Annotated in this window: 11 protein-coding genes and 1 riboswitch; of the genes, 5 read left to right on the forward strand and 6 right to left on the reverse strand. The window is 42.3% G+C overall.

Annotated features, from left to right (window positions below):
* Positions 1-43 precede the first annotated feature (43 nt).
* Entirely contained in the window at positions 44-286 is a 243-nt protein-coding gene (locus tag QWZ04_RS05665) for a YciN family protein (RefSeq protein ID WP_290325828.1), read from the reverse strand.
* A gap of 316 nt (positions 287-602) precedes the next feature.
* Here QWZ04_RS05665 and topA point away from each other — a divergent pair, with 316 nt between their 5' ends.
* The 5 genes from topA to QWZ04_RS05690 all read left to right on the forward strand — a co-directional run bounded on the left by topA (position 603) and on the right by QWZ04_RS05690 (position 10423).
* Entirely contained in the window at positions 603-3245 is a 2643-nt protein-coding gene (gene topA, locus QWZ04_RS05670) for a type I DNA topoisomerase (protein WP_290325830.1), read from the forward strand.
* Between the two features lie 201 nt (positions 3246-3446).
* Positions 3447-6218 (forward strand): EAL domain-containing protein, encoded by a 2772-nt coding sequence (locus QWZ04_RS05675; RefSeq protein ID WP_290325832.1) that lies wholly within the window; start codon positions 3447-3449, stop codon positions 6216-6218.
* 416 nt (positions 6219-6634) lie between these two features.
* Positions 6635-7855, forward strand: coding sequence for a glucose-1-phosphate adenylyltransferase (gene glgC, locus QWZ04_RS05680; RefSeq protein ID WP_290325834.1), 1221 nt, complete (start codon positions 6635-6637; stop codon positions 7853-7855).
* A gap of 1 nt (position 7856) precedes the next feature.
* Positions 7857-9308 carry a glycogen synthase GlgA gene (gene glgA / locus QWZ04_RS05685; protein WP_290325836.1) on the forward strand — a complete coding sequence of 484 codons (1452 nt, stop codon included), beginning with the start codon at positions 7857-7859 and terminating at the stop codon, positions 9306-9308.
* A gap of 314 nt (positions 9309-9622) precedes the next feature.
* Positions 9623-10423 carry an alpha/beta fold hydrolase gene (locus QWZ04_RS05690; protein ID WP_290325838.1) on the forward strand — a complete coding sequence of 267 codons (801 nt, stop codon included), beginning with the start codon at positions 9623-9625 and terminating at the stop codon, positions 10421-10423.
* Positions 10424-10478: 55 nt separating this feature from the next.
* On the opposite strand, the gene QWZ04_RS05695 is transcribed toward QWZ04_RS05690, so the two are convergent.
* The 5 genes from QWZ04_RS05695 to torD form a co-directional block, all read right to left on the reverse strand.
* Complete coding sequence (locus QWZ04_RS05695; RefSeq protein ID WP_290325840.1) at positions 10479-10790, reverse strand: putative signal transducing protein; 312 nt, start codon at positions 10788-10790, stop codon at positions 10479-10481.
* Positions 10791-10812: 22 nt separating this feature from the next.
* Positions 10813-11499 (reverse strand): TVP38/TMEM64 family protein, encoded by a 687-nt coding sequence (locus QWZ04_RS05700; protein ID WP_290325842.1) that lies wholly within the window; start codon positions 11497-11499, stop codon positions 10813-10815.
* Between the two features lie 133 nt (positions 11500-11632).
* Entirely contained in the window at positions 11633-12223 is a 591-nt protein-coding gene (locus QWZ04_RS05705; protein WP_290325844.1) for a TfoX/Sxy family DNA transformation protein, read from the reverse strand.
* A 114-nt stretch (positions 12224-12337) separates the two neighbouring features.
* Positions 12338-12422: riboswitch (cyclic di-GMP riboswitch) on the reverse strand.
* Positions 12423-12567: 145 nt separating this feature from the next.
* Positions 12568-13572 carry an HTH-type transcriptional repressor PurR gene (purR, locus tag QWZ04_RS05710; protein ID WP_290325846.1) on the reverse strand — a complete coding sequence of 335 codons (1005 nt, stop codon included), beginning with the start codon at positions 13570-13572 and terminating at the stop codon, positions 12568-12570.
* Positions 13573-13872: 300 nt separating this feature from the next.
* A complete protein-coding gene (torD, locus tag QWZ04_RS05715) occupies positions 13873-14520 on the reverse strand; it encodes a molecular chaperone TorD (RefSeq protein ID WP_290325848.1) in 648 nt (215 codons plus the stop codon).
* Positions 14521-14566: the final 46 nt, after the last annotated feature.

Below are 14566 nucleotides of genomic sequence, written 5' to 3' on the forward strand. Positions count from 1 at the left end.
TAGGAAAAGCCTTAGTCAGACACTAAGGCTTTTTTGTTGACTATTAATCAACGCTGAATTCTTTTGAAAGCTGGTGTGCAAGGTATTTAAACATGTTGAATACAGCGGTTGTTTTTTCTGTTGGAAGCCCTTGTTCGGACAAAAAATAATCGCCTTTGAATACCAGAACATCTTCTTTTTCTTCAACCGATGTTGCGCGAATGCCTTCGAGGTAATCAGCATGCTCTTGGATCATTTGGTTGGCGATCAAAAGTAAATCGAATTCACTAATTTTTTTCTTGCTCATTGTTAAATACCTCACATTATTTTTGCCGCTAGTTTAGGGCTTACGATAATAAATTCAAGTGAAGCTGTAATCTGTATTTTGTGAGCCATTGCAGAAAAATATTAAACAAAGTTAGTGTTAGTGTGACGTCATGATTAGTATGTCGGCGAATTATAGGACAGACATTGCTTAATAATTGATGATATGTCGACCGTTTAGCGTTGAATTAAAAAAAACAGGTTGACCTTCTTATAAACTCGCACAATAGTAAAAAAAGAAGCAATGAACCAGAATAGTATGCGTTTAGCGCAATCGAATTGAGGACGTTTGAGTCAGTATGGGTAAATCTCTCGTAATAGTGGAGTCACCAGCCAAGGCAAAAACGATTAACAAGTATCTAGGTAAAGATTACATTGTTAAGTCGAGTGTAGGTCACGTACGTGATTTACCAACCGCCGGACAGAGCAGTGGCACCAAAGCTGCGGCTATCTCTACCAAAGGCATGAGCCCTGAAGAGAAAGCTCGTATCAAGAAAGAAAAAGATCGCAAATCACTGATTAAGAAAATGGGTATCAATCCATACAATGAGTGGGAAGCGAATTATCAGATATTACCGGGCAAAGAAAAAGTTGTAGCGGAATTACAGAAATTAGCGAAAGACGCTGACCACGTATATCTCGCAACCGATTTGGACCGCGAGGGAGAAGCTATTGCGTGGCACCTTCGTGAGATCATCGGCGGCGATGAACAACGTTACAAGCGTGTGGTTTTTAACGAAATCACTAAAAATGCAATTCAACAAGCGTTTGAAACTCCTGGTGAACTAAACATCGATGGCGTAAACGCACAACAAGCACGTCGCTTCATGGACCGTGTTGTTGGTTTTATGGTATCGCCACTGCTTTGGAAAAAAGTAGCGCGTGGTTTATCTGCAGGCCGAGTCCAATCTGTTGCTGTTAAGTTATTGGTTGAACGTGAGCGCGAAATTAATGCGTTCATTCCTGAAGAGTTTTGGGATGTGCACGCAGATACCAAAACAGCGGATCAAACCGATTTCCGCTTGCAAGTAGCTCAAAAAGACGGCGTAGCGTTTAAGCCAGTCAATGAAGCACAAGCAAGCTCGGCGGTGACTACGTTAGAAAAAGCAAGCTACGAAGTTTGCAAACGTGAAGATCGCCCAACGAGCAGCAAGCCATCAGCGCCTTACATCACTTCAACGTTGCAACAGGCGGCGAGTACGCGTCTTGGTTACGGCGTAAAGAAAACAATGATGCTAGCGCAGCGTTTGTATGAAGGTGGTTACATCACGTACATGCGTACAGATTCAACCAACTTGAGCTCTGAAGCGGTAGAAACACTGCGTGAATACATTGCGAGCGAGTATGGCAATCAATACCTGCCTGAAAAAGCAAAAGTTTACGGGAGCAAAGAAGGCGCGCAAGAGGCGCACGAAGCGATTCGTCCTTCAAGTGTTGATGTAAAAACTGAAGATTTGAAAGGTATGGAAGCCGATGCACATAAACTGTATCAGTTAATCTGGAACCAGTTTGTCGCGTGTCAGATGACGCCAGCAAAATACGACTCAACAACATTGAGTGTCCGTGCTGCTGAATTCACACTGAAAGCGAAAGGTCGTATTCTTAAATTTGATGGTTGGACTCGTGTTCAACGCCCTATGGGCAAGAATGAAGATCAAATCCTTCCTGCAGTTCAAATTGGCGATAAATTAGATTTAGTGGCGCTTGACCCTAAACAACACTTTACTAAGCCGCCAGCGCGCTTTACAGAAGCTGCATTGGTTAAAGAATTAGAGAAGCGTGGTATTGGTCGTCCTTCAACTTACGCTTCAATCATTTCTACGATTCAAGATCGTGGTTATGTGAAAGTAGAACAGCGTCGATTCTATGCTGAAAAAATGGGCGAAATTGTCAGCGATCGATTAGACGATAGCTTCAATGACCTCATGAACTACGATTTTACCGCTCGTATGGAAGCGAAACTTGATCAGATAGCTGAAGGCGAAACAAGCTGGACTGGCGTACTAGATCAATTCTTTGTGGACTTTACGGGTGATTTGGAAAAAGCGGAACTTGACGAAGAAGTTGGCGGAATGAAGCCTAACAACATCGTTGAAACGGATATTGAATGTCCGACGTGTTCACGCCATATGGGTATTCGTACTGCATCAACAGGAGTATTCCTTGGTTGTTCTGGTTACGCTTTACCGCCAAAAGAGCGTTGTAAGACAACGATTAACTTAGGCGACGAAGAAGGCATCATTAACGTACTTGAAGAAGACGTTGAAACCGCCGCACTTCGTGCTAAGAAACGTTGCCCTATATGCGAAACGGCAATGGACGCGTACCTAATTGACGAAACTCGTAAAATGCACGTTTGTGGTAATAACCCGAACTGTGAAGGTTATGTGGTTGAGTTTGGTGAGTTTAAAGTCAAAGGCTATGACGGTCCTTTAGTTGAATGTGATAAATGTGGTAGCGACATGGTGCTTAAAAACGGCCGTTTCGGTAAGTACATGGATTGCACCAGCGAAGATTGTAAAAACACACGTAAGATTCTAAGAAATGGCGATGTTGCGCCACCAAAAGAAGACCCAGTCCATTTCCCTGAATTGCCGTGTGAAAACTCAGATGCTTATTTTGTTTTACGTGATGGTGCTTCTGGCTTGTTCATGGCCGCAAGTAACTTTCCTAAGTCTCGTGAAACACGTGCGCCGTTGGTTAAAGAGTTGGTTGAATACAAAGAACGTATTACCGATAAATTTAAATACCTAACGACCGCACCGGTTGCCGATCCAGATGGCCGTCCTACGGTGGTTCGTTTTAGTCGTAAATCGAAAGAGAATTACGTTCGTTCGGAGATTGATGGTAAGCCATCAGGCTGGACTGGCCTTTACATTGACGGTAAATGGGAAATAACCGACAAGCGTAAAAAGCCAAAAGCAAAAGCGGACGAAAAGTAAGCGAAACCTTTCGTTTAAAGCTAAATAACTGAAATAGATAATAATGAAGCAGCCGGTTGGCTGCTTTTTTTTGGCTTAAAATTTGACCAATAGGCAATATCACCTAACCTTAATCTATAAAATTATAATTCAAACAACGTCATTTTTGCATTGGACACTTCGATGAATCCATTGGGGTAGTCTGTGGGCTAAGGGGAAAGATTGAGACTAAGAGGCTCGCTGAAAACACGGCTTGTGGTGATTACCCTTGTGGCATTGCTACCGGCGTTTCTGATTATTGTTGTGAATATTTGGTATCAATTCTCTCAAGAAAAAGAGAGGGTTGGCGGTCAGGCACATGCCTTTACCAAGATATTGTTAGAAGACCAAATTGAGCTCATTTCTTCGACAGAATTTTTTCTTAAAGCCATCAGTGTGCGCTCTGAAATCCAAAATCCTAGTTCAGATGAATGCACTCGAGCAGTAAAAGAGTGGGCGTCATTAAGTCCCTATATTGTAAATATTGGTATCCCTCTTGCGAGTGGCGACTTATTTTGTAATGCGACAAGAATGTCACGCTCAGTGAACGTATCTGACCGATTGTATTTCCAGCAAGCAGTGCAAGAGCAGATATTCTCAGCAGGACAGTTTCAGCAAGATCGTGCGGCAGGCATCGCTTCGATTAACTTTGCTTACCCGGTTTATAATCAAGAAAATGAGGTCATCGCGGCGGTAGTTGCCGTGCTTTCATTAGATTGGTGGCATCAACGCCTGACCACATTGGAACTTCCGAAAAATGCAATTGCCCTCATTGTTGATGCTAACCACGAAGTCATCGCATCTGATGGTAAAGATTACACAAGCGATTTGCCTCAATTATTATCGGGCACAGGCAGGGATCCGAACACTCATGGGTTGATTAAGTCTGGTGATATGACTGATTTTATTGACTCTTCAGGCATCAAGCGACTTGCTGTTAGCATGCCATTGATTATTAATAATACAGACACCAAAGCGCACTTCATTGTTTCTTTATCTACAGAGGAATCTTACCGAGTTGCACACCACTCTGCTTTGAGGGCTCTTGTTAGCCTTGTAGTTGGTTATAGCGTCTTCATTGCTTTGCTATGGTGGGGATTTGCGACTAACGTGCTAAAGCCTGTTTATGCGTTGCTGAATGCATCAAAGCGTTACATTGAACGTTTTGACAACAAGAAAAGCCCGAGCCTTGATCAGCTATCGGTATTCTACAGGCAGTTTACTCAGGTAATTCAAGACCAAGAACGATTGACTAACACGGTTATTGAAAATGAACGTCAATTGAGTACAACCTATCAAAGGCTTAATAACTTACTCGATAACTCTCCATTTGGTGTCGTTGAATGGGATCCTGATCTAAGGATTCAGCGATGGTCTGCAGAGTGCACCCATGTGTTTAGCGTGGAGTTTGAACAGGTAAGAAATCGGAAAATAGAGCAGCTAGATACCAATGTTAAATATCATTTTGGGGCCATTGAATCGTTTTTGAAGCTGTACAAAAATGGCAAGTCCAGCATGAAAACTTCAGAAGTGAGCTTTAGGGATGGGGTAAGTGCGGAAAAAGTGCTGCGGTGGCGATTTTCAGCTATATACGATGATTCTAACCACCTCATTGCAATTTTAGGTATGTTTGAAAATGTCACTCAACAAATTGAGTATCAGAGAGAACTTGAATATTACGCCAAATACGATAGCTTGACAGGCTTACCTAATCGGTATTCTATTCTTCAATTTCTCTCTGAACGAATTGCGCAGAATCTTCACTTTTCGATCGTTTTACTCGACATAAAGAATTTTAAAATGGTCAATGATCACTACGGTCATGAATGTGGAGATATGCTGCTCGTTGAGTTAGCTGAACGCATGAACAAACAACTTGAAGCGGGAGAGGCTTTGTCTCGTTGGGGAGGCAACGAGTTCATCTATGTCATTCCTTACACGGTGAAAGATGATGTTTTAAAAAGAGTGGAAGAGTTACGATCTAAACTGGCTCAGCCACTCGCTTTGGGTAAAGGTTCTTATTCAACCCAACTTCATTGTGGGATCAGTTCAACCGATGATAACCATGAAACAGCAGGAGACTTGATTCGCTGTGCTGACCTCGCCATCTATTTTGCCAAAAAGAAAGCAAGTGGCTCTGTTAATGTCTACAACCCAGCTATGTCTGAAATTGGCAGTGCTCAATTTGAGCTAGAGGCTGAGCTAAGAACCGCCTTACGGAATAAAGAATTTGAGCTTTACTATCAACCAATAAGAAACAATGAATCAGGCCTTTATGAATCAGCAGAAGCACTGATACGATGGAATCACCCTGTTAGGGGCATGGTGTCTCCTGCTGAATTTATTCCAGTGGCTGAAGAGTCAGGTTTGATCTTGCCTATTGGCGATTGGGTGTTGGAGAGAGCAATTTCACAAATGAAAGAGTGGCACCTTAAAGGTGTACTACTCAAAGACATTGCAGTGAATTTGTCTGCACTACAGCTCAATGATGCGAAAATCGTCGCCCAAGTCAAATCTCTGTGCGAGCAATATGAATTGTCTCCTCACTTGCTAACTTTAGAGGTCACCGAAACCTCTCTTTTATCGAGTCATACGGACGTGATCGGGAAGATAACAGAACTGAAAGAGTTTGGGATCAAGATCGCACTTGACGATTTTGGTACTGGCTATTCAAGCCTTAGCTACTTGAATGAACTTCCATTGACTAAACTAAAAATAGATCGCTCCTTTGTTGCCAAAATAGGACAAAATGATAATGAAATGTTGCTGGATGCGATATTCTCAATCGCACATGGGTTGAATCTACGTGTGATCGCGGAAGGTGTAGAGACCAATAATCAATTTAATTATATCGTCGCAAGGCAGTGCGAATATAGCCAAGGCTATCTCTTCAGTAAGCCCCTCCCTTCTTCTGACATTGAATCATTACTCAGGCAAGAAATGTCGCTCACATAATCATCTTGGTACGCACCCCTGTAACACCAGTGAAACGTTACAGTTACATAATGTATCTGCGTGGTAAGACCTGTCACAATTCTAAAATTAGTGATTGTAATTGCATATTAATTTCGCTAAAAAGGCTTCATTAAAGCGTACTCTGTAAAATATAAATAAAAGTACGCAAAAATAAAAATTAATAGATATTGGATATGTATTATTCGCTTGGTTTGCTCAATGGATTGAAAATGCACACAAAGTGCCTCTTTTTTCTTCATTATGACAAGTTGAGCTCACTGTGTGAGCAACTTTCCCTCTAAATGTTTTTTAAGTGTAAATCTAGGTGTCAACGTCAATGCCTAGAGACTTAAAATGAAGTCATTTACTTAGTTGCTTACATAGATGTTAAAAAACTATAAATATGGAGATTTAAAATGGCTGGTGTTCTAGGAATGATTCTTGCGGGTGGTGAAGGTTCACGTCTTCGTCCTTTAACGGAATCACGCAGTAAACCCTCGGTTCCTTTTGGCGGTAGCTACCGTCTGATTGACTTCGCTTTAAACAACTTTGTTAATGCTGATCTAATGCGTATCTACGTGTTAACTCAGTTCAAATCACAATCCCTTTACCTGCACATGAAAAAAGGCTGGAATCTATCCGGCATTACAGACCGTTTCATTGATACAGTCCCAGCTCAAATGCGTGATGGTAAGCGTTGGTATGAAGGCACAGCAGATGCTATTTACCAAAACATCCGTTTCATCGAGTTGGCCGATCCTGATCAAGTTTGTATTTTTGGTTCTGACCATATCTACAAAATGGATATTCGCCAAATGCTCGATTTTCATAAGCGTGTAGAGGCAAGTTTAACCGTATCGGCAATCCGTATGCCTTTATCTGAGGCGTCTGAATTTGGTGTTATTGAAGTAGACGAAAACGGTAAGATGATCGGTTTTGAAGAAAAACCACAGAATCCTAAGCCAATTCCTGGCTCGCCAGATGAAGCATTGGTTTCTATGGGTAACTACATTTTTGAATCTGACGCTTTGTGTGAAGAGCTGCGTATTGATGCAGAAATCGAAACATCAAGCCATGATTTCGGTAAAGACATCATCCCGAAAATGTTCCCACAAGGTAATGTTTACGTTTATGACTTCTCAACCAATAAAATCAGCGGTGAGAAAGAAACGACTTATTGGCGTGATGTAGGTAGCATCGACTCTTACTGGTCGGCTCATATGGATCTACTAGACAAAGATCCTCAGTTCTCTCTTTATAACCGTAAGTGGCAGTTGCATACATACTACCCACCACTACCGCCAGCCACGTTCGTAGATGTGGACGAAAGTAAGGTGAACAAAGTAACCGATAGCTTGATCTCTGGTGGCAGCTACGTTCAAGGGTCAGACATCTACAAATCAGTACTAGGTTACCGCAGTAATGTGGCAAGTGGCTCAATGATCAGTGAGTCAATCTTATTGGGAGATGTTAAAGTAGGTGCTGGCTGTAAAATTCGCCGCGCAATCATTGATAAGAATGTTGAGTTGGCACCGGGCACCGTTATTGGTGAAGATTTAGAATTAGACGCACAACGATTCCATGTTTCTCCTGATGGCATTGTTGTCGTCAAGAAAGGGATGAAAGTTGGGTTCTAAAATGGATCGATTGAAAATTTGGTTTACTGTTTCTGAAGCAGAAGGTCTGATCAAAAGTGGAGGCTTAGCCGATGTGGCTAAGGCTCTGCCAAAAGCACTTCAAGCATTAGGGCATGATGTATCAATAGTGCTTCCTGCATATCAAAAACTGCCAGGAAAGTCCGATGCGCCTGTTGTTCTTTCTACTGAGTTGGACTTTTGGCCTCATATTGGTTATCAAGTTCGCAAGTTATCGCTTGATGGCGTCGATGTTTATGCGGTGGAGTGCGACAAGTATTTTGACCGACCTGAGCTTTATGCTGAAGCGAATCAAGCTTACGCAGATAATGGCGAACGTTTTGGTTTCTTTGCCTCTGCTTGCCTAGATATGCTGCCGAAATTGGGTATTAATCCAGACATCATTCATGCAAATGATTGGCATACGGGGCTGGTTCCGTTTTTGCTAAAAACACGTTATGAGCATGATGGTCGTTATCAACATATCCGTAGTGTGCTCACGGTGCATAATGCCATCTTTAAGGGCATCTATTCTTATGATGAGCTTGAGATCATTCCTGAGTTAAACCTGTCAGGAATGGATCATCTACAATATGGCTATGGCCACGTTAGCATGTTAAGGGCTGGAGTGGCGTTTGCTGATAAAGTCAATGCCGTTAGCCCGAACTACGCTGCGGAACTGATGACACCTCTAGGCTCTCATGGCATGGTAGACGACTTTGTTCATCGCAGTGCAGATCTATACGGCATAGTGAACGGCTGTGATTACAGTGAGTGGAGCCCGGTTACGGATAAGCATCTGCCTGCTAATTATAAGCCAACTTTAACCAGTATGGTGAAGGGTAAAGGGCTGAATAAGCGCTGTTTGCAAGAAGAAGTAGGTTTAAAAACCGAAAAATTGCCGGTATTTGGCATGGTTTGCCGCCTGACTCATCAAAAAGGTTTTCATTATATATTACCAATTTTGGAGCAGTTCCTTCGTAATGATGTGCAACTGGTTATTGTTGGTACTGGAGAGCCTGAAGTCGCGCAGCAACTGCATCAAGTAGCCAATAAGTTCCCGACTAAGTTTGCCTTTATTGAAGCTTACGATAATCGTCTAGCGCATTTGGTTGAAGCGGGATCAGACTTTTTCTTGATGCCTTCAGAGTTTGAAGCATGTGGATTGAACCAAATTTACAGCATGTCTTATGGCACGCTGCCGATCGTACGAGCAGTCGGTGGACTTAAAGATACGGTTGTGGACTACGATCAGAACCCTGAGCAGGCGACCGGTTTTAGCTTCGATGAGCCAGAACCACTCGCACTTCTTACTGTTATGCAGCGAGCGTTGATATTGTATCTTCAGCGACCAGATGAAATGAAACGTGTTCAGTTACATGCTATGAATACTGATTTCAGCTGGATTGATTCAGCTAAGTTGTACGATGAAATGTATCGTGCGGCACTAAGATAAGTTCAGCTATATTGATATAAAAGACCTCTTCGTGAGGTCTTTTTTTTGCCCTTAGCCCTGTGATCTTGATGGGTACCACCGAATGACGCAATTTGTTGCAATATGCTTTGCAGTTCGTGGGTGTTGAAGTTCTGAGATGCTGATAAGAAAGTATCAAGAAAAAGAGTCACTTAAAATCGATGATGCTCGGTAGGCTTGCTCTGTAATTTATAGAAGAGTTTAAGCTTTTAGCCATTACTATTACTCACGTTGACAGATGTGGTAGTATTTTGCCATCAATACAATTATTAAAATAAATAGATAAGCATATTCGAATGTCTGACGCCTTGCTGTTCCATAAAACCTATCTTCACCCTACTAGTAAACAGTGGGTGGTATTCGTCCATGGGGCGGGCGGAAGCTCATCTATTTGGTTCAAACAAATTAAGGCCTATCGAGAGCATTTCAATTTATTGTTAGTAGATCTACGTGGTCATGGGCGATCGCATCAACTAATTAAAGACATCATTAACAGTGATTATACGTTTAAAGATGTCTCTCAAGATGTCGTGAAAGTGATGGACCACCTTAAGATAAAATCAGCACACTTCGTTGGGATGTCTCTTGGTACTATCATTGTCCGTAATGTCGCTGAAATAGCGGCAGACAGAGTATCGAGCATGGTACTCGGTGGAGCGGTAACCCGTTTTAATGCTCGTTCACAAGCATTGGTAAAGCTAGGGGATTGGAGCAAAAACATCTTGCCATATATGTGGCTGTATCGCTTGTTCGCTTATATCGTAATGCCTCAACGCAGCCAAAAAGAGTCTCGACACCTCTTCATTAGAGAAGCCAAAAAGCTGTGCCAAAAAGAATTCAAACGTTGGTATACCCTGGCGGCGGATGTTAATCCGTTAATGCGCTATTTCAAAGACCAAGACATTCCGATACCCACGCTTTACCTAATGGGGGATAAAGACTATATGTTCATCCAACCGGTAAAAGAAATGGTAAAAGTTCACAAGAAAAGTGCGCTGATCGAAATACCAAATTGCGGCCATGTTTGTAATGTTGAAAAACCAGAAGCTTTTAACAGACAATCTATCGCGTTCATTCAGCAACACGCGTATTCTTAACGTACGGTACTCTTTTAATCCCTCCAGAGTACCGTTTCCCTAGCTTGCTTAGCCTTTACAAATCTTGTGCACCACAACTCCAGCAACAAGAAAACTGTGGCTCTATCGATTCACCGCATTGTTTACATTGCCAAGGTGTTTGCCCGTTGGACGTTGAGTCAAGGTATTGCTGTATGAGGCTTAGCGATTGTTGATGTTGGTTTTCATCTAACAGCCATACATAGGGCTCACTGTCTTCCCCAAATGGCAGCTCGCCTTGAAGCCCAAATAAGCCCTCTCCGCGAACTTCACAGTGTATCCCTTGTGTTTTTAATAGCTCACATACGATGTGCGCTTCTGGTGGTATAGAAGCAGAAAACAACTTCATGCAATTTGACCTTCTTGGTTACTTAGCTAGCTTTATTCTGCACGGAAGTTTGAATTTTACCCATGACCCATTTAGCGACGACAGGGAAAATACCTAGCAGTGCAAACGACAGTAATACAGTAGGGGATACGATACCGGATAAGCTTTCTATCTGAGCCAACTGTGTACCTGCATTAATAAACACCGCTGTGCCTGGGAGCATACCGAGCTGGCTAACCAAATAGAATTGCAGGGTCTTAATCGGTGTTAAGCCCATGACTAAGTTGATCAAGAAAAATGGAAATACAGGGATCAAGCGCAGGCTGAACAAATAGAATGCTCCGTCTCTTTTTACCCCGTCATTAATCGTTTCTAACTTAGAACCAAAACGGCTCTGAACCCAATCACGCAGTAAATAACGGCTGCTCAAAAATGCCAGAGTAGCCCCTAAGGTGCTGGCAAACGAAACTAAGATCAGCCCAGTAGTGAATCCAAAAAGTGCTGCGCCGAGTAAGGTTATTACCGTGGCTCCGGGAACAGAAAAAGCAGTGACCAATACATATAGCGCAAAGTAGCTGACTGCCGCAATGATGAAATTGTTCTCTATATATTCACCTAACGCCGCTTGTTGAGCTTTGGCGTTTTCAAGCGTTAGATATGGACCAAAATTGACCGCAAGTGCGACAATTACGGCAATAAAGACTATCCCTAAAACGATCTTCTTATTCATGCTTATTCCCTATTAAGAATCGTTGTATAAACCTTAACAAGTATGACAGAGGAAATGAGATAAAACTTTCATTTGATGTAAAAAAACCGCGAACTTTTCAGTTCGCGGTTATGTTTATTCAAGTTAATGTGGTTCAATTCAACTGTTCAATGAGCTCGTCTCTGCGCTGTTTAGGGATGACAGACCAATGTGTCCCGTTTATCGCGCCTTCCAACGCCCATAGAAGCTCTACGCCTACTTTTCCTGTATGAGTTTGGCTAATCGCTCTATAAGCGTTAGCTGCACCATGAGAGCGTAATTCGTCAGCGCTGTTGATCCCCGCTTTCTTAAGCATTCTTTCTGTGCCCAAGCGTAAGTTAGGTAAATCTTTCAATCGTGTCGGTTTTACTTCGGCTTGCTGTTGTTTTTCAATGTTAGCAATGCCGAGAGCCTTGAATGCAATATCTAGGATTTCTTGAGGTGTTTCCCACATTTGAAAAGGTAAGGCAAAATACTTGGTAACGACGGGAAAGCCACGTTTTTTATAGACATAAGGCTTCATGCCTTGTTGCTTAAATGCGAGCGCATTAGCAGCATCAGCTCTTATGTGTAGAGTGTCATTTACGACTAAAGCAAACATAGTGTCGTCTGCAAAGACACCAAAGCCACCAAACATAGAGCGAGATTTTATCTTCCCTAAAGTCTCAAATAGCTTAAGTGAGTTTTTTAATATCGGTTTATCCATGCTAATAATCTCGGTTTAGAAACAACGTCACCAAAATCAGGTCCGAGAAGTGAGCAAAACTATACAAGAACTCTATGTGCTGTAAGTAAGCAATACAATACTTGCATATTTGCCATCGGCGACCCCGCTACCATATCAATACTGATTTAGGCCGGAAGTTTTGCGTCCTACTTTTTCAAGTAGTTTGCCCTGTGCGTGACAATAAAATCATAGTGAAAAATCGGAACAAACATCACAATTGAGGTTTCTTAATGTGACATTGGTTCAAATAAGAGTGTTCATAATATGAAATCGCTCTCACATTTGAAGTAAGAGCAATTAACCATGAATTTATTAACTATTTGTTAGTTTAATTTTTTAACAGATTGACGTTCAACAATCTCAGGGTGCATTTCAAACACACGTTTATCGTGTTCTTTGTCTTTAATACGCTCAAGTAAAATTTCAAAAGCGGTTTTACCTACACGACGTTTCGGTTGGTGCACTGTGGTTAACGGTGGCGAGAAGTAGCCTGACATTTCGATGTTGTCGTAACCAATAACCGACACATCTTCAGGGACGCGTATGCCTTTCTCTTGTAAACGACTTAATAGGCCAAGTGCCATGGTGTCGTTAAAGCAGAATACCGCAGTAGGGCGCTGTTCCATCGCAATGATTTTATCGGCAGCAACCACAGCCATATCACATTCGAAGTTCCCCTCAATAACAAGGTTGTCATTGAAGTTGATGTCTGCTTCTGTTAGCGCTCGCTTATAACCGGCGATACGCTCTATACAAGCGAGTTTGTCTAAGTGGCCACTTAAACAGGCGATGTTAGTATGACCATGGTCGATAAGATATTTAGTGGCTAAATAGCCGCCTTCTTCTGAGTTATCGATGATCTTATCGGCATGTGAACTTTCAGGGCCCCAATCCATGATAACTTTCGGAATGTCAGCGTGAGAGTCGAGCATCCTACGCAATTCTTCAGTTAGGTCTGAGCACATGACCAAGATGCCATCTACGCGTTTTTCTGCAAGCATGCGAATGTAGTCACGTTGTTTTTCGTAGATCCCCCCAGTGTTACACAGGATGAGTGTATAACCTTGGCGATAGCAGTAGCTTTCAACACCGTCGACAACTTCGGCAAAAAATGGGTTGGTAGACTGAGTCACTAACATGCCAATTGTGCGGGTTGTATTGCACTTTAGGCTGCGTGCAACAGCGCTTGGTGCATAATTCAGCTCTTCTACTGCTTTATTCACTCGCTCTTGGGTCGCTTCTGCAACAAAACGAGTTTTATTGATCACATGTGAAACCGTCGTAGTCGATACACCGGCAATACGCGCAACATCTTTAATTGTGGCCATAAAAATTTCCTGTCGAGCCAGCACCGGTTGAGTTTTAGTTTAATAGGCGCTGACCAAATTTAATTAATGCAAAAAATAAAACCGCTCAATAATAGGCGGTTTTCATGGAACTGGCGTGTTTTCATATTTTATCGTTTGCGATCACAATTTTAGACCGATTCAAACCCTCTGACAACGTTATTTGTTTCAAAACGACGATGTATTCATTAAAACAGTGAATTCAGGTTTGAAAAATGATAACTGATAGAGCGTAGAGGTGAAGAACGGAGGCAAGAGTTTACCCCCGGAGAAAGAACCGTGTTATTCGCCTGAAATATATTCACAATCAAGTTTTAGGAATGCGAGTAATAGCTCTGCTACGCAGGCATAAAAACCGAATTCATCGTACTGACGGCATCTAGCGCTAAACTGGGGTACCCAAGTCAACAGGTGTTGATCAATGAACTGCTTTTGCTCTAATAGAGCCAGTTCAAATTGCTCATCACTGTCTATTTTATTTGAACGCACAATTAGGTTTCCAAGGAAATCAAGCTCTAACGCTAGGTGATCGGCGGGCTCATTAAAACCTTCACGCTTTGTTATTCCTTTGCTCTTCATGAGCTGATCCATTTGCTGAGCAGGTTTACCGTTGAGTAAGCCTTCAGTGCCAATATACAAAGAAGCGTATGGCAGTGCTGCATTTTTCGCCGTTGTTAAGAACAAGCCGCAAAAGTCTGCAGATAGTTCTAACTGAACGTCGACTCGATCTTGCAGGAGGTTAAGGGATTGAATGAGTGCTGATGTTGCGTCTGTTAGCTGAGGGTTTTCACCTAAGCCAGAAATGAAGCCTCTGATCTCAGCAGTGTGGTACGCCGTTAATTCATCTTCAGTCAACTCTTGTGCGAATAGGCTCGATAGCCACCAATATATCTCCGCACGCTTTTCGTTGAACGCTTTCGTTTCTTGCATAGGGATAACTCTCTTAAAGTACTGATAGGGTGATTCTAACGGATTA

This window comes from Vibrio tapetis subsp. quintayensis (assembly GCF_030409945.1).
Taxonomy (GTDB): domain Bacteria; phylum Pseudomonadota; class Gammaproteobacteria; order Enterobacterales; family Vibrionaceae; genus Vibrio; species Vibrio quintayensis.

Bases quoted from the DNA above. Each gene is read 5' to 3' on its own strand.
- QWZ04_RS05665 (WP_290325828.1), bottom strand. From the start codon at position 286: ATGAGCAAGAAAAAAATTAGTGAATTCGATTTACTTTTGATCGCCAAC.
- topA (WP_290325830.1), top strand. From the start codon at position 603: ATGGGTAAATCTCTCGTAATAGTGGAGTCACCAGCCAAGGCAAAAACG.
- glgC (WP_290325834.1), top strand. From the start codon at position 6,635: ATGGCTGGTGTTCTAGGAATGATTCTTGCGGGTGGTGAAGGTTCACGT.
- glgA (WP_290325836.1), top strand. From the start codon at position 7,857: ATGGATCGATTGAAAATTTGGTTTACTGTTTCTGAAGCAGAAGGTCTG.
- QWZ04_RS05690 (WP_290325838.1), top strand. From the start codon at position 9,623: ATGTCTGACGCCTTGCTGTTCCATAAAACCTATCTTCACCCTACTAGT.
- QWZ04_RS05695 (WP_290325840.1), bottom strand. From the start codon at position 10,790: ATGAAGTTGTTTTCTGCTTCTATACCACCAGAAGCGCACATCGTATGT.
- QWZ04_RS05700 (WP_290325842.1), bottom strand. From the start codon at position 11,499: ATGAATAAGAAGATCGTTTTAGGGATAGTCTTTATTGCCGTAATTGTC.
- QWZ04_RS05705 (WP_290325844.1), bottom strand. From the start codon at position 12,223: ATGGATAAACCGATATTAAAAAACTCACTTAAGCTATTTGAGACTTTA.
- purR (WP_290325846.1), bottom strand. From the start codon at position 13,572: ATGGCCACAATTAAAGATGTTGCGCGTATTGCCGGTGTATCGACTACG.
- torD (WP_290325848.1), bottom strand. From the start codon at position 14,520: ATGCAAGAAACGAAAGCGTTCAACGAAAAGCGTGCGGAGATATATTGG.